The 19,592-nt window shown below is 34.0% G+C and carries 19 protein-coding genes; 14 read left to right on the top strand and 5 right to left on the bottom strand.

The window, feature by feature from the left end:
- Positions 1-92 precede the first annotated feature (92 nt).
- The 4 genes from pfkA (at position 93) to GXM16_RS21670 (ending at position 3,517) form a co-directional block, all read left to right on the top strand.
- A complete protein-coding gene (gene pfkA, locus GXM16_RS21655) occupies positions 93-1,079 on the top strand; it encodes a 6-phosphofructokinase (protein WP_163396583.1) in 987 nt (328 codons plus the stop codon).
- A 73-nt stretch (positions 1,080-1,152) separates the two neighbouring features.
- Positions 1,153-2,157, top strand: a complete 1,005-nt coding sequence (gene gap / locus GXM16_RS21660; protein WP_163396584.1) for a type I glyceraldehyde-3-phosphate dehydrogenase — start codon at positions 1,153-1,155, stop codon at positions 2,155-2,157.
- Between the two features lie 123 nt (positions 2,158-2,280).
- Positions 2,281-3,132, top strand: coding sequence for an N-acetylglucosamine kinase (locus tag GXM16_RS21665; RefSeq protein ID WP_163396585.1), 852 nt, complete (start codon positions 2,281-2,283; stop codon positions 3,130-3,132).
- Positions 3,133-3,142: 10 nt separating this feature from the next.
- Entirely contained in the window at positions 3,143-3,517 is a 375-nt protein-coding gene (locus tag GXM16_RS21670) for a methylglyoxal synthase (RefSeq protein ID WP_163396586.1), read from the top strand.
- On the opposite strand, the gene GXM16_RS21675 is transcribed toward GXM16_RS21670, so the two are convergent.
- Together GXM16_RS21675 and GXM16_RS21680 are read right to left on the bottom strand one after the other, a co-directional pair.
- Positions 3,498-3,878, bottom strand: coding sequence for a RidA family protein (locus tag GXM16_RS21675; protein ID WP_163396587.1), 381 nt, complete (start codon positions 3,876-3,878; stop codon positions 3,498-3,500). The two genes, GXM16_RS21670 and GXM16_RS21675, sit on opposite strands and share 20 nt — an antisense overlap.
- Positions 3,879-3,911: 33 nt before the next feature.
- Complete coding sequence (locus GXM16_RS21680) at positions 3,912-6,626, bottom strand: putative LPS assembly protein LptD (protein WP_167519883.1); 2,715 nt, start codon at positions 6,624-6,626, stop codon at positions 3,912-3,914.
- Positions 6,627-6,707: 81 nt separating this feature from the next.
- On the opposite strand from GXM16_RS21680, the gene GXM16_RS21685 reads away from it, so the two are divergent.
- The 8 genes from GXM16_RS21685 (at position 6,708) to GXM16_RS21720 (ending at position 14,093) form a co-directional block, all read left to right on the top strand.
- Positions 6,708-7,838 carry an N-acetylmuramoyl-L-alanine amidase family protein gene (locus GXM16_RS21685; RefSeq protein WP_163396589.1) on the top strand — a complete coding sequence of 377 codons (1,131 nt, stop codon included), beginning with the start codon at positions 6,708-6,710 and terminating at the stop codon, positions 7,836-7,838.
- 50 nt (positions 7,839-7,888) lie between these two features.
- The gene (locus tag GXM16_RS21690; protein WP_163396590.1) at positions 7,889-8,854 is read left to right on the top strand and encodes an MlaD family protein; all 966 of its coding nucleotides are present in this window, start codon (positions 7,889-7,891) and stop codon (positions 8,852-8,854) included.
- Positions 8,855-8,859: 5 nt separating this feature from the next.
- Positions 8,860-10,191, top strand: coding sequence for a 4Fe-4S dicluster domain-containing protein (locus tag GXM16_RS21695; protein ID WP_163396591.1), 1,332 nt, complete (start codon positions 8,860-8,862; stop codon positions 10,189-10,191).
- Positions 10,192-10,319: 128 nt separating this feature from the next.
- Positions 10,320-11,111, top strand: a complete 792-nt coding sequence (locus GXM16_RS21700) for a (Fe-S)-binding protein (protein WP_163396592.1) — start codon at positions 10,320-10,322, stop codon at positions 11,109-11,111.
- Between the two features lie 85 nt (positions 11,112-11,196).
- A complete protein-coding gene (locus GXM16_RS21705) occupies positions 11,197-11,679 on the top strand; it encodes an ABC transporter ATPase (RefSeq protein WP_163396593.1) in 483 nt (160 codons plus the stop codon).
- 146 nt (positions 11,680-11,825) lie between these two features.
- Complete coding sequence (locus GXM16_RS21710; RefSeq protein ID WP_163396594.1) at positions 11,826-12,221, top strand: hypothetical protein; 396 nt, start codon at positions 11,826-11,828, stop codon at positions 12,219-12,221.
- Positions 12,222-12,505: 284 nt separating this feature from the next.
- The gene (gene bshA / locus GXM16_RS21715; protein ID WP_163396595.1) at positions 12,506-13,642 is read left to right on the top strand and encodes an N-acetyl-alpha-D-glucosaminyl L-malate synthase BshA; all 1,137 of its coding nucleotides are present in this window, start codon (positions 12,506-12,508) and stop codon (positions 13,640-13,642) included.
- 25 nt (positions 13,643-13,667) lie between these two features.
- On the top strand, positions 13,668-14,093 hold the full coding sequence (locus GXM16_RS21720; protein WP_163396596.1) for a protease complex subunit PrcB family protein: 426 nt from the start codon (positions 13,668-13,670) through the stop codon (positions 14,091-14,093).
- 63 nt (positions 14,094-14,156) lie between these two features.
- Here GXM16_RS21720 and GXM16_RS21725 read toward each other — a convergent pair whose 3' ends face one another.
- Positions 14,157-14,654 (bottom strand): hypothetical protein, encoded by a 498-nt coding sequence (locus GXM16_RS21725; protein WP_163396597.1) that lies wholly within the window; start codon positions 14,652-14,654, stop codon positions 14,157-14,159.
- A 154-nt stretch (positions 14,655-14,808) separates the two neighbouring features.
- Entirely contained in the window at positions 14,809-15,636 is an 828-nt protein-coding gene (locus GXM16_RS21730) for a UDP-2,3-diacylglucosamine diphosphatase (protein ID WP_163396598.1), read from the bottom strand.
- Between the two features lie 186 nt (positions 15,637-15,822).
- Here GXM16_RS21730 and aroC point away from each other — a divergent pair, with 186 nt between their 5' ends.
- On the top strand, positions 15,823-16,881 hold the full coding sequence (gene aroC / locus GXM16_RS21735) for a chorismate synthase (protein ID WP_163396599.1): 1,059 nt from the start codon (positions 15,823-15,825) through the stop codon (positions 16,879-16,881).
- 49 nt (positions 16,882-16,930) lie between these two features.
- A complete protein-coding gene (locus GXM16_RS21740; protein ID WP_163396600.1) occupies positions 16,931-18,211 on the top strand; it encodes a dicarboxylate/amino acid:cation symporter in 1,281 nt (426 codons plus the stop codon).
- A gap of 43 nt (positions 18,212-18,254) precedes the next feature.
- Here the strand turns inward: GXM16_RS21740 and GXM16_RS21745 are convergent, their stop codons facing one another.
- Positions 18,255-19,505, bottom strand: a complete 1,251-nt coding sequence (locus GXM16_RS21745) for a DEAD/DEAH box helicase (RefSeq protein WP_163396601.1) — start codon at positions 19,503-19,505, stop codon at positions 18,255-18,257.
- Positions 19,506-19,592 lie beyond the last annotated feature (87 nt).

A 19,592-nucleotide genomic window follows, 5' to 3' on the forward strand; every position in this document is an offset into this window, starting at 1 on the left:
ACGTTTGAATTTAGTGGTTTTTACTAATTTATTATAATCATCAACTGAAAAGTGATGAATGTTTGCTAATTTTACACTTTAATACTTAAATAATGCCAAAAACAATAAAAAAAGTAGGTGTTCTTACCTCAGGAGGGGACTCACCAGGAATGAATGCAGCAATACGATCAGTTGTTCGAACATGCGCTTATCATAATATAGAATGTTTGGGAATTTATAGGGGGTATCAGGGAATGATTGAAGGAGACTTCAAAGAGATGGGACCACGAAGTGTAAATAATATTGTAAACAAAGGAGGGACGATTTTAAAATCGGCACGCTCAGTTGAATTCAGAACGCCTGAAGGTAGAAAAAAAGCTTACGATAATCTTGTAAAAGCAGGTGTTGACGCTCTTGTAGTTATTGGAGGAGATGGAAGTTTTACCGGAGGATTGATTTTTAATTCTGAATATGGTTTTCCTGTAATGGGTATTCCGGGTACAATTGATAATGATATTTTCGGGACTAGTCATACCTTAGGTTATGATACAGCCCTTAATACAGTTGTAGATTGTATTGATAAAATTAGAGATACCGCAAGTTCACATAACCGATTGTTTTTTGTAGAGGTTATGGGGAGAGATGCAGGGCATATTGCACTTAATGCAGGTATAGGTGCAGGTGCTGAAGAAATTCTTATTCCTGAAGAAGATTTAGGTCTTGAAAGGCTTTTAGACTCTCTTCAAAAAAGTAAGGCTTCAGGAAAATCATCAAGTATAGTAGTTATTGCAGAAGGCGATAAAATTGGTAAAAACGTATTCGAACTAAAAGATTATGTTGAAGCTAATCTGCCTGAGTATGATGTGCGTGTTTCGGTTCTCGGGCATATGCAGCGCGGTGGTTCTCCTTCATGTTTTGATCGTGTTCTTGCAAGCCGTTTAGGAGTAAAAGCGGTAGAATCATTACTAGATGGTAAATCAAATTATATGGTTGGTCTGCAGCAAGATAAAGTTACTTTGACTCCATTAGAACAAGCAATTAAAGGAAAATCAGAGATTGACATGGAACTGTTAAGAGTTTCTGATATCATGTCAACATAAAAGAAACGAAGTTTATAGTGAGAAAATTAAACTTTAAATTAGTAAAATAAGAACAAAAACAAAATCGAGTAAAATGTCAAAAGTAAAATTAGGAATAAACGGATTTGGACGTATTGGAAGAATCGTTTTTAGAGAATCTTTCAACAGGGATAACGTAGAAGTTGTTGCAATCAATGACTTATTAGATGTAGATCATTTAGCTTATTTATTGAAATATGATTCAGTACACGGTCGTTTCGACGGAACTGTAGAAGTTAAAGAAGGAAAACTTTACGTAAACGGAAGAAATATCCGTATTACTGCTGAAAGAAACCCTGCTGACTTAAAATGGAATGAAGTTGATGTAGATGTAGTTGCTGAATGTACTGGTATTTTCACAACAATCGAAACTGCAAGCGAGCACTTAAAAGGTGGTGCTAAAAAAGTAATAATTTCTGCTCCTTCTGCAGATGCTCCAATGTTTGTAATGGGTGTTAATCATGAAACTGCAAAAGCTTCTGATTTAGTTGTTTCTAATGCTTCTTGTACTACAAACTGTTTAGCTCCTTTAGCTAAAGTTATTAATGATAATTTTGGAATCGTTGAAGGTTTAATGACTACTGTTCATGCTACAACTTCAACTCAAATGACAGCTGACGGACCTTCTAGAAAAGACTGGAGAGGTGGGCGCGCAGCTGCAATAAACATCATTCCTTCTTCAACAGGTGCTGCAAAAGCGGTTGGAAAAGTTATCCCTTCTTTGAATGGAAAATTAACAGGTATGGCTTTCCGCGTTCCTACTGCTGACGTTTCTACAGTAGATTTAACTGTAAAATTAGCTAAAGAAACTTCATACGAAGAAATTATGGCTGTTTTGAAGAAAGCTTCGGAAAATGAACTAAAAGGTATTTTAGGATATACTGAGGATGCGGTTGTTTCTCAGGATTTTATTTCTGACAAAAGAACCTCAATTGTTGATGCAACTGCCGGAATTGGATTAAATTCAACTTTCTTTAAATTAGTATCATGGTACGATAATGAGTACGGATATTCTAGCAAATTAATTGATTTATCTGTGCATATCGCAGGTTTAAAATAATATTTTATAGAGTGAGAAAATCCCGTTATTTCCAAATAACGGGATTTCTTATTTTGTTACCTCTTTAATTAATGTAAAAAACACACTTTTAATTAAAGAAACTAATTAAAAAACTAAACTAACATGAAATTAATAGTTGATAGTGGATCTACCAAAGCTGACTGGATTGCAATTGATGATAGTGGGAAAGTGTTATTCACAACGCAAACTTTAGGGCTAAACCCTGAAATTCTTGATGGTCCTGAAATTATCGAAAGAGTAAATGATCGTTTTGATATTTCACAAAATAGAAAAGAAGCTACTCATTTGTTCTTTTATGGAGCAGGATGTGGTACTGATAGAATGCAAAAATCTTTATCTCAGGTATTCAGGGAGTATTTTGAAAATGCTATTGTAGAGGTTCACGAAGACACTTATGCTGCAGTGTATGCAACTACACCAAAAGGAGAAGAAGCGATTGTTAGTATTTTAGGAACAGGATCTAATTGTAGTTATTACGATGGTAAAATTTTACATCAAAAAGTACAATCATTAGGTTACATTGCGATGGATGATTGCAGTGGGAATGTGTTTGGAAAAGAATTGATCAGAAAGTATTATTTCAATAAGATGCCTAAAGAACTGGCTGTTGAGTTTGAAAAAGAATATAATTTAGATGCAGATTACATCAAAAACAAATTGTATAAAGAACCAAATCCAAATGCTTATCTGGCAACATTTGCTAAATTTCTGATTCAGCACAAAGATTCCGATTTTTGCAGAAAAATCATTTTCAAAGGAATGAAATCGTTCGTTAAAAACTATATTAGGCAATATGATAATTGCAAAGAAGTTCCTGTTCATTTTGTTGGCTCTATAGCTTTTTATTTAAAAGATGAACTACAGGAGATATTTGATAAATACGAACTTAAATTAGGTAATGTTTTAAGACGTCCAATTGACGGCCTTATTGCGTATCACGTTGCTAATAAATAAAAGAATCTGAATGGAAATTGCAATTATTGCGCATGATGGTAAAAAAGCAGATTTGATTAATTTTTTAATTAAAAATACTGAGGTTCTGCAAAATGAAAATATAAGTTTAATAGGTACAGGCACTACCGGAGGAAAAGCGGAAGCAGCAGGTTTTAAAACAAGACGAATGCTTTCGGGACCGTTAGGAGGTGATGCACAAATAGCAGGAAGAGTAGCAGAAGGCTTAACACATATGGTTTTCTTTTTTAAGGACCCTTTGTCGAGTCATCCTCATGAGGCGGATATTAATATGCTTATCAGAGTTTGTGATGTGCATAATGTGCCGCTGGCAACTAATGAAGCAACGGCACAATTATTATTAGACGCTATAGCTCTGCAATTATAGAAATCTCGACATTAACATTTTTTGGCAAACAAGCCACCTGAACCGTTTCACGCGCTGGAGCGGTTTTTTCATTAAAATAGGATCCGTAAACTGTGTTTATTGCAGCAAAATTATTCATATCCATTATGAAGATAGAAGCTTTTACAACATTCTCAAAAGTCATGTCTGCAGCTTCTAAAATAGCCGCAATATTTTGCATAACCTGATGTGTTTCGTCGTTAATGTTTGCTGTAATCAATTCTCCTGTTGATGGGTTTATCGCTATTTGTCCGGATGCATACAATGTATTTCCAGATAGTATAGCCTGATTATAAGGTCCGATAGGAGCAGGTGCTTTGTCGGTAAAGATTATTTTTTTCATATCTCATAAAATATTAAAATTGTAAGTAGGAATTTATCTGTTCGTATTGCTTCTTTTATCCCATTTAATATCGCTAAGCATTCCGGATTTTATTCCGATAAAGAAATTCCAGTTTGAATAAGTGCCAAGAGGCGTCCAGTTAAACGACATCCTCCAGCTTAGTAAATCTCTTTCAAAACGTAATTGTGTAAAAGTGACCCCTTTTTGTACAAAATCATAACCAGTTGAGATCCCGCCCTTCCATTTAGGGGTAATGTCCATATTTGCAGAAACCATGATAGAATTTCCTGTGATTTTATTTTCTCTGTTTGTATTGGAGTAAGTTAAGGAATAAGCCATAGTCATGTCCCAGGGAAGTTTCGAATTAAAAAATTCGGTAATTACATTTTCAGAATCTTCTTCGGCAAATTGACTTTTTCGGGTATCATTAAGGTCAGTATTAGTTCCAAATAAATCGTCACTACGACCACCGTTTCGCTCACTTTGTTTATTTTCTTCCTTCTTGTCATTTTTATTTGAAAATGAATAATTCAAAGTCATATTAGCACTTGTCATTCTAAATAAACTTCCACCGTTGTTGATGTTGAATTCATTTATTTGCTGACCTGAATTATCAATTGCATACGGATTTAGTGTGGCTGCAAAATTAACATTCATTTTGTTTTCAAATAATTGAGTTCCCCCGCTAACACGGACTGGTTCAAGAGCAAATGTCGTTTTTCCGTCAGCATTAAAATTATAGCTGGTGCTAAAATTTAGATTATTTAAAAGCATCATCTTTTTAGGTTCTGTTTTAGTACTGTCTTTGTCAGTTACTTTCGCTTCAAAAGTGTTGCTTAAATCAAATCCTATTATGTTTGAGTTAGATTTTCCGGGCTGTCCATAGACTCCATTTTCAAATCGGGTATAATCTTTATAAGTTGTGCCAGTGGCATCTATGGCATAAGTGTCATAATATTTTTCAAAACTTGGGGTGTATGAATATGAAAACGATGGACGCATGACGTGGCGTATAGCCTGTATTTTCTTAGTCTCTCCAAATTTAAAAGTACCATAGATAGTGGTTCCTAAGCTTGAACTGAAGTTGTATGTTCTAAAGGCATCGAAACCATTTACTGTTTTGTCTACAACTGTATTTATGTTGTTGTCATAAAATCGGTTAATTGTTTTTGTTACCCAGGTTTCCTGATAATTCGTAGAGGCACTGGCGCTAAAATATTTAAATATTTTAAAGTTGGTACTGAGAGGGATACTGTGCTGCATTCCAATTTGTGCATTCTCAAACATTTGAGGCTTAAAAAATAGAGAATCGGTTGTTACAAAACTGTTTTTACCGCTCACATTGTATTGTAAGTTGATGTTTTTGATCAATCCTTTTTTTACACCATCTTTGCCAACAAAAGGATATATACGATCAATACTTCCCTGTAAGGATGGTAAAGTCATGTTGATCTGTTCTGTTTGTGTGTTTTGGGAATGTGTTGCTGTTAAGGCTATTCTTGCCTGCGGAATTGTATTAAAAGTTTTATTCCAGGAAATAGATGAGCTAAGTGTGTTATTCAGGCTTGAACCAATATTAGCCTGATTAATGGATTGCTTGAAATATTTACTGCTTCCCATATTCACAGAAGCAGAAAAACTGGAATTAGGATTAGACTTTGAATCTTTTGAGTGTGACCACTGGATATTGTAAATGTTCTGTTTTGAATAATCAGGATAGCCTCTCTCGCTTGTAATTAAATTCTCAAACCTGAAGTTGACGTTTCCTCTATACTTGTATCTTGTGGCATATGAAGATTCAAAACGCATGGCATAGCTACCATTTGTATAATAATCACCTAAAGCTGTTAAATCGTAATTATCACTTAAAGCAAAATAATAACCTCCGTTTTGTAATGAAAAACCTCTGGTATTAGAGTCGTTATAACTTGGTATTATGATGCCCGAGACACTTTTTTCCTGACTCATAGGAAAATAGGCATAAGGGAGTGCTAGAGGTGTAGGTACGTCTGCAATAACCATATTAGTTAATCCGACTACTACTTTTTTTCCAGGAACAAATTTCACTCTGCTGGTTCTAAAATAATATTCAGGGTTGTCAACATCTGTAGAAGTTGTAAAACGGGCTCCCTTTAAAAAGTAAACAGAGTCATTTTCTTTTTTGGTTATTTGTGCTTTTATTTTAAATTCTCCCTGTTCGGTTCTTGAATTATAAATTAGAGCTTTTTTAGTTTTAAAATTAAAGCGAATTGAATCTGGCTGAACCTCATTTGAGCCTTGTTTGAAATTAGGATATTGTATCAGGACACCTGCAGAATCTTTTATTCTTCCGGCATATACTTCATCTTTATCTATGTCAAGAACAATGATACCGGATTTTAGCTCAATATCTTTATAGAATAATTCAGCTTCATCGTAAAGTGTCAGGGTATTCTTTTTTTTGTCTATTTTTTGATACCCTTTTGCTGTACGTTTTACTATTCCGTCCAGAAAGGGTTTTTTAGTTTTAACAGTGTCCAGTCTGATTGTATCCGTTATAGTCTTTGCGGTATCTGCAGTCGCTTTTTTTGTTTTATCAGTTTGTTTTTCAGAGGGTACTGTATTTTTTTTAGGTTTTATATCCTGAGAATATAATTTACCATATCCTAATGTTAGGAAAAATGATAATAAAACGATATTAAATAAGTTTGTATGCAAAGGTTTTAATGCTATTTTTGTAAAATTATGGCTTGTTTTTTGACATGTCAAACTTACATATAATTTTTTGGCAAAAATAATCAATTGTAAAAATTATAGCTTTGCATTTTATTAAAATTAACTTTTAGATTTATGAACATTTTTAACAAAACGAAACTAATATTCATTTTATTTCTGACCATAACATCTTTTTGTGCTTACTCTCAGTCTAACGTTTTTAAAGTAACCCTTGATGCAGGACATGGAGATCATGATTTTGGTGCTGTTTATAGTGGTCGTATTGAAAAAAATATTGCTTTGGCTATTGTGCTTAAAGTGGGAAAAATATTGGAAGCTAGCCCGAATGTTCATGTTATTTATACCCGAAAAACAGATGTTTTTATAGATTTAGTTGAAAGAGCGAATATTGCCAACAGGGCCAACTCTAATATTTTTGTTTCTATACACTGTAATGCAAATAAAAATACCGCTGCAGATGGTACAGAAACATATGTAATGGGTTTGACAAAATTAGCATCTAATCTGGAAGCCGCTAAAAAAGAAAACTCTGTTATTACTTTGGAAAAGGATTATAAACGTAAATACGAGGGCTTTGATCCTAATTCTCCTGAATCGATGACAGCAATGATGCTAATGCAGGAAGAATATTTAGATAATAGTATCTCATTAGCCAGCAAAATTGAAGATAATTTTGAAAAATTAGGAAAAAAACTTCGTCATGGGGGTGTAAAACAAGCTCCATTTATGGTGCTACATAAAGCTTATATGCCAAGGGTTTTAGTAGAAACAGGATTTGTGTCTAATCCTACCGAAGGAGATATACTTAATTCCGAGGCTGGTCAAAATGATATTGCTGAAGCAATCGCTCAGGCGATTTTGAGTTATAAAAGAGAGTATTTTGGAACGGGAGCACCTGAAGTAAATGATGTGAAGCCGGCAAAAGACACTTCTGTTCCTGTTAAACCAAAAACAGTTGAAGCTGCTCCAAAAGTAGTTAGGGATACTCCTAAAGGAACTTTTTTTAAGATACAACTCATTGCCAGCATAAAAAAAACACCATTAGAACCTAAAAATTTTAAAGGTTTGAAAAACGTAACGATGATTTATGAAAACAATATTTATAAATATTTTTATCAGGAAACCTCAGATTACGAATTGGCTAAAAAATATCTGCAAGAAGCTAAAAGTAAAGGTTATGGCGCTTCTTTTTTAGTGGCAACTAAAAACGGTGAAAAAATCAGTATTCAGGACGCTATCAAATAATACTGGTAAGTTCGAATATTTATATTAATTTTGTACAAACACTTACAATTTTGAAACTAACAAGAGAAATTAAAACGGCTATTTTAGTCATTGCGTCAATTTTATTATTTATTTGGGGTTATAGTTTTTTAAAAGGCAAAGATCTTTTTACGAACTACAAAACATTATATGTAGAATACGATAATGTTGAAGATCTGGCTTCTACAGCACCGGTTACATTAAACGGTCTTGTAATTGGTAAAGTAAATAAAATTACAATCAATGAAACAACAGGTAAATTATTAGTAGAACTTCAGCTAAAAACTGATTTTCCAATTTCTAAAACGAGTAAAGCTTCTTTGTATTCCCCAAGTTTGATTGGAGGGAAGCAAATCAAAATTATTCCAAATTTAGCAGACAAAACTCCTGCTGAAGATGGACAGAGTCTTGAGTCAACAGTTGAGTTAGGATTAACAGAATCTTTAGGAGGTAAAATTGAGCCTATCCAGCACAAATTAGATCTGATGCTTGCTAATATTAATACGCTGGTTTCCGGATTAAACAATGTTTTGGATAAAAAAGGGCAGGAAGATCTAAAAAAGTCATTATCTGAATTAAGTCAGACAATGGAGCAATTTCATAGAGCCTCAGGTAGTCTTAATTCTATTCTGGACACAAACAAAGGTCAGATTAACGGAGTTGTGACAAATTTTAATAAAATGTCAAGTAATTTCAATAAAATATCAGATTCTTTAAACAAAGCCGATTTAGGCAAAACGGTTAGAAACTTAAACCAGACATTAGCAAAAGTAGATGGCATTATGAGTAATTTAAACTCAGGAAAAGGAACTGCCGGGAAATTATTAAATGATGATGCCTTGTATAATAATTTATCTAAAACTTCAAAAGAGTTAGAGTTATTGTTGCAGGATGTGCGTCTTAATCCAACACGCTACGTAAACGTTTCTGTTTTTGGAAAGAAAAACAAACCTTATGTAGCTCCAAAAGAAGAGGAAAATCCGACGACTAAAAAATAACAGCAATGAGCTATCTTGATAATATTGTATTTGCTATAATACTAATAGCCGGTTTTGTTTTTTTTGCTTCAGGAGTAAAGAAAATAATCCGAAATATTAATTTAGGTGTTAACGTAGACAGAAAAGACAATCCTAAAGCACGCTGGACAAACATGGCCATGATTGCGCTTGGACAATCTAAAATGGTAAAACGACCTATAGCAGGAGTACTTCATATTTTTGTATATGTTGGATTTATAATTATCAATATCGAATTACTTGAAATTATTATTGATGGACTCTTTGGTACGCATAGAATTTTTGCACCTTATTTAGGGAGAGCTTATGATGTTTTAATAGCTTCTTTTGAAATATTAGCAATACTTGTGATTTTTTCTGTAACGGTTTTCTGGATTAGAAGAAACCTAATTAGACTGAAACGTTTCATACATTCGGATTTAAGTGGTTTTCCTAAAAATGATGCGAATTACATTTTGTACTTTGAAACCGTTCTCATGATTTTGTTTTTATTGATGAACGCTTCTGATCTGCATTTACAAAATGTTCCGGGTGGAGTTTTTCATAAAGCAGGAAGTTTCCCAATAAGTCAGTTTATAGCACCTGTTTTTAATGGAATGTCAAACGAATTGGTAATATTACTGTTTGAAATTTTCTGGTGGTTGCATATTGTTGGTATTTTGTGTTTCATGAACTATTTATACTTGTCAAAACACCTGCATATTATTTTGGCATTTCCAAATACGTATTTCGCCGACTTAAAACCAAAAGGACAATTTGATAATCTGGCATCCGTTACTAAAGAAGTTAAGCTGATGATGGACCCAAATGCTGATCCTTTTGCAGCTGCTCCTGTAGACGAAAATACTGTTCCTGCAAAATTTGGTGCAAGTGATGTTCAGGATTTAAACTGGGTACAATTATTAAATGCATATACGTGTACTGAATGCGGTCGTTGTACCTCTGCATGTCCGGCAAATCAGACCGGTAAAAAATTGTCTCCCCGTAAAATTATGATGGATACGAGAGACCGTTTGCAGGAAGTAGGGAAAAATATCGATGCTAATAAAGGCGTTTTTGTCCCTGATAATAAAACATTACTGAACGATTACATAACTCCCGAAGAATTGTGGGCTTGTACATCTTGTAATGCCTGCGTTGAAGAATGTCCGGTAAATATTAGTCCGTTGTCTATTATTATGGATATGCGCCGTTATCTGGTGATGGAACAAAGTGCAGCTCCGATGTCGTTAAATGCGATGATGAGCAATATTGAAAACAATGGTGCGCCTTGGCAATACAGCCAGCAAGACCGATTGAACTGGAAAAACGAGAATTAAAAAGTTTAACAGGTTAATTTGTTAACCTTTTGAATGATTAAATAAAATATAGTGAGGTTTTTATTGTGAAGGTTAGTCTTTAAAATGATTAACCAAATTAATGATTAACCGATTTAACAAATAAAGAAATGTCAGAAAGTTTAGTAGTACCAACAATGGCAGAGATGCTAGCCGAAGGAAAACAGCCCGAAGTGTTGTTTTGGGTTGGTTGTGCAGGAAGTTTTGATGATAGGGCAAAAAAAATCACAAAAGCTTTTGTGCGAATTCTAAATCGTACAAACGTTTCTTTTGCAGTACTTGGTACAGAAGAAAGCTGTACAGGTGATCCTGCTAAAAGAGCCGGAAATGAGTTTTTGTTTCAAATGCAGGCAATGATGAATATCGAGGTTTTAAACGCATATGAAGCTAAAAAAATAGTTACGGCATGTCCGCATTGTTTTAATACTTTAAAAAATGAATATCCCGAATTAGGAGGGAATTACGAAGTTATTCACCATACGGAGTTTTTAAAATCATTGATTGATGACGGAAGACTAACTGTTGAAGGCGGTCAATTCAAAGGAAAGAAAATAACTTTTCACGATCCTTGTTATTTAGGAAGAGCCAACAAGGTTTATGAAGCGCCAAGGGATTTGATTCAGAAACTGGATATTGAATTAGTAGAAATGAAGCGTTCGAAAGCAAATGGGTTATGCTGTGGAGCCGGAGGCGCGCAAATGTTTAAAGATGCTGAGCCGGGTAACAAAGAAGTGAATATCGAAAGAACCGAAGATGCACTTGAAACCCAGCCTGATATTATAGCAGCTGGTTGTCCATTCTGTAATACCATGTTAACGGATGGGATCAAAAACAAAGAAAAAGAAGGACAAGTTAAAGTAATGGATATTGCAGAGTTGATTGCAAATGCGCAAGATCTGTAAGTAAAGATGCAAAGGAACAAGGGTTTTGACTTTGAAAATTTAAACCTGAAACCTGAAACAATTTAACTAAAAGAAAAATTAAAAAATGTATATACCTTTTGAAAATTTACCTGGTGAGTCCAGAGTCTGGATTTATCAATCGAACAGAAAATTTTCTGAGGAAGAATTTTCTGAAATCGAAACTGATTTGAAATCATTTGTAGAACAATGGGCTGCACACGGAACAAGTCTTGAAGCCTCTTTTTTGCTTAAATACAACCGATTTATCATATTAGCAGTTAATCAGGAAGTTCAGTCTGCTACTGGATGTTCTATTGATAGTTCCGTAGAATTTATTCAAAGTTTGGAGAAGAAATATAACGTTGGTTTACTGGATAAAATGAACGTTACTTTTAAACTTGGGGAGCACATCGCCCATAAACCATTGATTGATTTTAAGAAAATGGTAAAAGACAAATCGGTTTCTGAAAATACAATTGTATTTAATAACCTGGTAAATAATATCGAAGAATTTAATGAATCATGGGAAGTTCCAGCAGCTGACAGTTGGCACAGCAGATTTTTCTAAGAAAAATTTATAGTATATTTGAGTAGGCATAAAATTTAGTTTTTATGCCTTTTTTGTTTTTTTTAATTTTAAGATAAATAATTTATAAATGAAATAATGAATATTTCTAATCAGAATTTTAGATGGGAAAAGGTTAAAATGGGAGATTGTATTTTGCACTTGTAAATTTACATATTCAAAAGAATGAAACTGGAAATGAAATTATAGAAGATTATTCAGGTTATAAATATTATACAGATTTGATGGATGTCAGATATCAAGGTTTCAATGTTTGGAAAAGCGGACTAAGAAACGGTCTTGAATTTGCACTTTCACACAGTTCGGATTTCTGGACTATTAGAATAAACGGGTTTTGTGCATCATATTTGCATACAAGTGCAACAGTTCTGGGGTATACAGGAATTTTAGCTTTTATTGAAGAAACAGATATTGTAATTAGTAATCTTCAGGAAGTTGAGGATTTTGTCTTTACAAGCTGGAATAATGGAATTATAGGTGAAATTCCAGATTTTAATGAATTGACTTTTACGAATGATGTTTAAAATTGAAAGTATCAAAATAAAATGTTCTTATGAAAACGAAAAACTCTAATCTGGCCCCGATGGGAGTGATATCCTTTTGTGGCGGGGTTCGCCATAAAAGATATAACGGAGAGCGGGACTGGTCGTGTGGTAAATGAAATATTTCTGCTCCTGAAAAGTAAAATTATGAATTATCCGTTGTCAGATTGTTGAACAGAATTAATCTGAATTTACAAAAAATCTAACATTCCAAAGCTTCAATTAAACGTGATTTTTGAGTACTTTCGTAGCATTAAATTTAATACATGAAAATAGCTATAGTTTGTTATCCTACATTTGGCGGTAGTGGGGTAGTAGCCACAGAATTAGGTCTTGAATTGGCCAGACGCGGACACGAAATCCATTTTATTACTTACAGCCAGCCTGTACGTTTGGCACTTTTGAATCCGAATGTTCATTATCACGAAGTAAATGTTCCTGAATATCCACTTTTTCATTATCAGCCTTATGAATTGGCTTTGTCAAGCAAATTAGTTGATATGGTAAAATTATATAAGATTGAACTGCTGCATGTGCATTATGCTATTCCTCATGCTTATGCGGGTTATATGGCGAAGCAAATGCTGAAAAATGAAGGTATTAATCTTCCGATGGTTACAACGCTTCACGGAACTGATATCACATTGGTAGGGAATCATCCTTTTTATAAACCGGCAGTAACTTTCAGTATCAATAAATCAGATTATGTGACTTCGGTTTCGCAAAGTCTGAAAGATGATACGTTGAAATTATTCAAAATCAAAAATAAAATTAAGGTAATTCCAAATTTTATTGAATTGGATAAAGTGGTTAAAGATCCTGCAGCTCCTTGTCATCGAAGTGTTATGGCAAATGAAAATGAACGCATTATCACACACATTAGTAACTTTAGAAAAGTAAAAAGAATTCCCGATATTATTAAAATTTTCTATCATATTCAAAAAGAAATGCCTGCAAAACTGATGATGGTTGGGGACGGACCTGAAAAAGAAAATGCAGAGATTTTATGTCAGGAATTAGGAATTCAGGATAAGGTAATTTTCTTTGGGAACAGTAATGAAATTGATAAAATTCTACTTTTGACCGATTTGTTTTTACTGCCATCAGAAACAGAAAGTTTTGGTTTGGCAGCTTTAGAAGCAATGGCTTGTGGGGTTCCGGTAATTTCGAGCAATTCCGGAGGTTTGCCAGAAGTAAATTTTGATGGTGTTTCAGGATATTTGAGCGATGTTGGTAATGTTGATGAAATGGCTGCAAACGCTATTAAAATTCTTAAGGACGACAACGTTTTAAAAGAGTTTAAAGACAATGCATTAGAAGTTGCAAAAAAATTTGACATTAAAAACATATTACCTATATATGAAGCCTTATATCAAAAAGCAATAGACGATTATAAAGAATAGAATCAACCTCTAAAATAAACGGTAAATGAAAAAAGTAATTTCGGTTTTAACAGTTTTTATTTTGATTTCCTGCGGAGCAAAAAAAACATCAGATTCCAATATGGCATTGTATGAAATTTTAACTGTGCAGCCTGATGGAGGAGGAAATATCAAATTTTTTGAGATCTTAAGTGAGCCAAATGAAATCATGATGCTTCTGAACGATCCTCTTTTAAAGGATAAAATGAAACACAATGATATTAGTACTTCTAATTATGTGATTCTGAATATGGGAGAAAAAAATACCGGAGGTTATTCGATAGAAGTTGAAAAGGTTGAAGAAACGGATAAAAATATTATTATTACTGTGAAAGAAAATGCTCCTGCTAAAGACGCTATGGTGATGCAGGTAATTAGTTATCCTTATACGGTTGTAAAAATACATTCTAAAAAAGAAATAATTATTAAATAAAAAAAATCCAGCTGTTTTTTATAGCGGCTGGATTTTTTTTTTATAAAGTAAGATGTATTTTATTTAGAATCTGAATCTTGCTCCAAACCCAACATCAAAACCAAAGTTGTCATCATCATAATATCCTGATCCAATTTCTGGTCTGGCATCAAATGATAAGGTAAGAGGGAATTCTTTAAATCTGTATTCTATACCGATATCACCAGCTGCAAAAACATATGTTCCACTGTCATCATAATCGGGTCCAGGTCCATTATAATCATAATCCCAGGCAGCAATACCACCACCAACACCGGCATACCAGTTAAAACCTCCTTCAATGTTCCATACCCATTGATAAAGTGCTACTCCTTTAATAGCATCTACATATCTGTGATCTCTCCAGCCTAAATCGAATTCTAGTCTGTTTTTTTGGTTTAGTCCTAATTGATATGATATTTCCCCTCCAAATCCGTTATTGTCTCCCAGACGTAATCCTAATGCGTGTTTGGAAATTTCTTGTGATTGTGCCGTAAATGCTAATCCTAATAGCATGATGGCAGATAAAATGATCTTTTTCATAAAAATAAAATGGTTATTAATTTTTTTCAAAATTATAATTACTGTACATTCAAAACGTATAAAATTGTTAAAAATTGTTATGTAATTCCCATGTTTTAATAAAAAGTACTCTTTTTTTTTATAAGTATTGAGTAAGTTGTTAAAATTGAAAAGGTTACTTTGTATTTATAATTGAAGTAAGTAATTGAGAAGTTAAAATATCTTCCATTTCAAAAAGATTTTCGTCGGTTTCTGCAAACTCTGCATTAGAATAAGAGAATAATTTCCAGCGTTTTTTATGATATTCCAAAGCTGTTAAATTTTCAATCCAGTCTCCTGAATTTAAATATAAGGTTGAGCCATATTTGTTCTCTTTTTCAATAATTTTAGGTTCATGAATATGTCCGCAGATAACATAATCGTATTTTTTTTCTATTGCCAGATCAGTAGCAGTTGTTTCAAAGTCAGAAATAAATTTGACTGCTTTTTTTACACTGGCTTTTATTTTTTTCGAAAAAGAATAAGGTTCTCTTCCTAATTTCGCCAGGCACCAATTTGCAAATCGATTGCACAATATTAAATAGTCATAACCAAGTCCTCCTAATTTTGCAATCCATTTTGAGTGTTGTACCGATGCATCAAAAACGTCTCCATGAAAAATCCATGCTTTTTTATTGTCTAATTCTAAAACTAATTTATCTACCAAAGAAAAATTCCCCATATTCATGTCGCTGAACTTTCTCAGGATTTCGTCATGATTTCCGGTGATATAGAACACTTTTGTACCTTTTGAGGCCATTCCGATAATTCGCTGAATGACTTTTAAATGTGATTTTGGAAAGTAAGATTTTCTAAATTGCCAGGCATCAATGATGTCACCGTTTAAAACTAATGTTTTGGGTTTAATGCTTGAAAGGTAATTGTTTAACTCTTTGGCATGGCTGCCGTAAGTTCCTAAATGCACATCGGAAATGATGACTAATTCTACATTTCGTTTTTTCAATTTTTCTCAATTTGAAGTTTAGCAAATTAAGTAAACCAAAACGGGTTTTGTTTTATCAAAAGGTTATCAAATTAGCTTCAGTTTTAATAAATTATGATTTTTTAAAGGTATTGATCAGCGGCAAATACTAATTTTAAATTTTTTAATTTAATTCATAAAACTTACATTTGCTCAAAACTAATTATAATGGCAGGAAACAGCTACGGCACACTATATAAAGTTACCACATTTGGAGAATCTCATGGGGAAGCTTTAGGCGGAATTATCGACGGTTGTCCATCAGGAATTCAGCTTGATTTTGAAGCAATTGAATTGGATATGGCAAGAAGAAAACCAGGACAATCCGCAATTGTAACACAAAGAAAAGAACCGGATGCGGTTCAGTTTTTATCAGGTATTTTTGAAGGTAAAACCACCGGAACTCCAATCGGATTTATTATTCCGAATACCAATCAAAAATCAGATGACTATTCACATATAAAAGACAACTACAGGCCAAGTCATGCCGATTATGTGTATGATCAGAAATATGGTTTCAGGGATTATCGCGGAGGAGGAAGAAGTTCAGCACGCGAAACAGCAAGCAGGGTAGTAGCTGGAGCAATTGCAAAACAAATGCTGCCGGAAATAAAAATTAACGCCTACGTTTCATCGGTAGGGCCAATTCATTTAGATACACCGTATCAGGAATTGGACTTCTCTAAAATAGAAAGTAATCCTGTACGTTGTCCAGATGAGAAATCAGCGGCAATTATGGAAGAATATATTCGTGATATCCGTAAACAGGGAGATACTGTCGGCGGAGTAGTTTCATGTGTAATTCAGAACGTTCCTGTTGGTCTGGGCGAGCCTGTTTTTGATAAACTACATGCTGAATTAGGTAAAGCTATGCTTTCAATCAATGCCGTAAAAGGTTTTGAATATGGAAGTGGTTTCTCAGGTTCAGAAATGAAAGGAAGCCAGCATAATGATTTATACAATCCAGACGGAACTACAAAAACGAATCTTTCAGGCGGAATTCAGGGTGGAATCAGCAACGGAATGGATATCTATTTCAGGGTAGCTTTCAAACCAGTTGCAACTATTATGCAGACCCAGGATTCATTAGATAATAAAGGTAATATTACACCAATGACCGGAAAAGGACGTCATGATCCATGTGTAGTACCAAGAGCTGTGCCTATTGTTGAGGCTATGGCAGCTATCGTTTTGGCTGATTTTTATTTAATCAACAAGACATATTAATTTAAAAGCAGGCAGTGAGGGTCTTTTTTTAATTTAAACTCAAAAAATAATGGATAAAATCCAAAATCAAAAGAAATCTTTTTTTTCAGGACTGACAGGTCAAATTTTAATAGCGATGGTTCTGGGAGCAACTTTAGGAATTATATTGCACAATACAATTTCATCTGAAGCTGCCCAATCATTCAGTACCAAAATAAAAATGCTTGCTACTATTTTTATTCGACTGGTCCAAATGATTATCTCGCCGTTAGTTTTTACAACTTTAGTAGTAGGAATTGCAAAACTCGGAGATATTAAAACTGTTGGAAGAATAGGAGGGAAAGCATTAGGATGGTTTTTTACAGCTTCATTTATATCTTTGTTGATTGGACTGTTTTATGTAAATCTTTTGCAGCCTGGTGTGGGTTTAAAACTCGAGAATGTAGATATGGCAACTGCTTCTGAGGTTACAGGCAAAACCCAAAATCTTTCTTTTGAAAACTTTGTTGAACACATTGTACCCAAAAGTATAATCGAAGCGATGGCAACCAATGAAATCCTGCAGATTGTGGTTTTTTCTATTTTCTTTGGATTGGCAGCGGCATCATTAGGTTCTACTGTTAAGCCTATTATTGTGGCTTTTGATAAATTATCGCACATCGTTTTAAAGATGGTGAATTATGTCATGAATTTTGCTCCAATTGGTGTTTTTGGAGCTATTGCAGCAGTATTTACAGTAAGAGATGCAGAGGAATTAGTAATTACTTATTTTAAATTTTTCGGATCGTTCTTAATCGGAATAAGTACATTGTGGGTTTTATTGGTTGCAATAGGATATATTTTTCTGAAAGGAAGAATGACTGAATTATTGAAACGTATTACAGGGCCATTAGCAATTGCTTTCGGTACTACCAGCAGTGAGGCTGTATTCCCTAAATTGACTGAAGAATTAGAGAGTTTTGGAGTAAAAGATAAGATAGTTTCTTTTATGCTTCCGCTGGGATATTCTTTTAATCTTGACGGCAGTATGATGTATATGACTTTTGCCAGTATTTTTATTGCTCAGTTTTATAATGTACATTTAGATTTAGGAACACAAATGGCGATGCTTTTGGTATTGATGTTGACCAGTAAAGGAATTGCAGGTGTCCCGAGAGCAAGTTTGGTAGTTGTAGCAGCTACTTGTGGTATGTTTGATATCCCAATTGAAGGAATTGCTTTGATTTTGCCAATTGATCACTTTTGTGATATGTTCAGAAGTGCAACCAATGTTTTAGGAAATGCCTTGGCAACTTCAGTAGTTGGGCAATGGGAAGGGAATAATGATTTAGAATCAGTTGCAGAAAATTAACATAATAATTATTTTAGAATTTCAATAAAATAAAAAACGCTGGTTAATACCAGCGTTTTTTATTTTGTTTAGAAGCATTAGATTTTCTCGATTTATGAGCACCACCGCTTCTGTTTGAATTTTTAGGTTTCTCAGCAGTTGCGTCAGGGCTTCCGGCATGCCATTGGTATGGATGGTCACTGATCGTTTTTACATCAACTTTTATTAGTTTTTGAATGTCTTTCCAATAGGGATGTTCATCTTTGCCACAAAATGATATTGCAATTCCGCCATTTCCGGCGCGTCCTGTCCTTCCAATTCTGTGCACGTAAGTTTCCGGAATATTAGGTAGATCAAAATTAATTACATATGGTAGTTGATCAATGTCGATTCCTCTTGCAGCAATGTCAGTTGCAACTAAAACACCAACTTCTTTGTTTTTAAAAGCATCTAAAACGCGTTGTCTTGCATTTTGAGATTTGTCACCATGAATCGCTTCTGCAGGAATATCTTTTTTACGCAGTGCTTTTACAACATTGTCTGCTCCGTGTTTAGTTCTTGCAAAAACCAATACATTTGACAGGCCTTCGGTTTTAATTAAGTGATATAATAGATTTCTTTTTTCAGTTTTATCCACAAAATAAATACGCTGTTCAATATTTTCTGCTGTTGATGAAACCGGAGATACAGTTACAGTTTCCGGATCAGTCAAAAACATTTCGGCCAGTTCCCGAATTGCAATTGGCATAGTTGCTGAAAAGAATAGTGTCTGTCTGTTTTTAGGTGTTAATTTTACGATTTTTTTGACATCGTTTACAAATCCCATATCCAGCATTTGATCTGCTTCGTCAAGAACTAAAATGTGTAAATGATTTAAATCCAGGAAACCTTGTTTTTGTAAATCTAAAAGTCTTCCGGGTGTGGCTACTAAAATATCAACCCCTTTTTTTAAGGTGTCAACCTGCGGATTTTGGGAAACACCGCCAAAAATTGTCAATTGGGTCAGGTTTGTGTATTTGGCATAAGTGTCAAAACTTTGTCCAATTTGTACTGCCAATTCACGGGTTGGGGTAACTATAAGGGCACGGATTTGTTTAGTTTTTTTTGATGAGCCGACAATTCGGTGTAGCTGATGTATAATTGGAATAGCAAATGCAGCTGTTTTTCCGGTACCAGTCTGTGCACAGCCAATCAAATCCCTGCCGGCTAAAACAATCGGAATAGATTGTTCCTGAATAGGGGTAGGGTTTAGGTAGCCTTCTTCAAAAACGGCTTTTTGTATACTTTTTGAAAGTGATAAATCTTCGAATAACATATCTTAGGTATTAAGAACTTAGTTTTAAGTACTAAAATTCGTTGCAAAGATAGTTTTATTCAGGCAATGGTTTAATTGAATTTAGGT

The organism is Flavobacterium limi (assembly GCF_010645075.1).
GTDB classification, from domain to species: Bacteria; Bacteroidota; Bacteroidia; order Flavobacteriales; family Flavobacteriaceae; genus Flavobacterium; species Flavobacterium limi.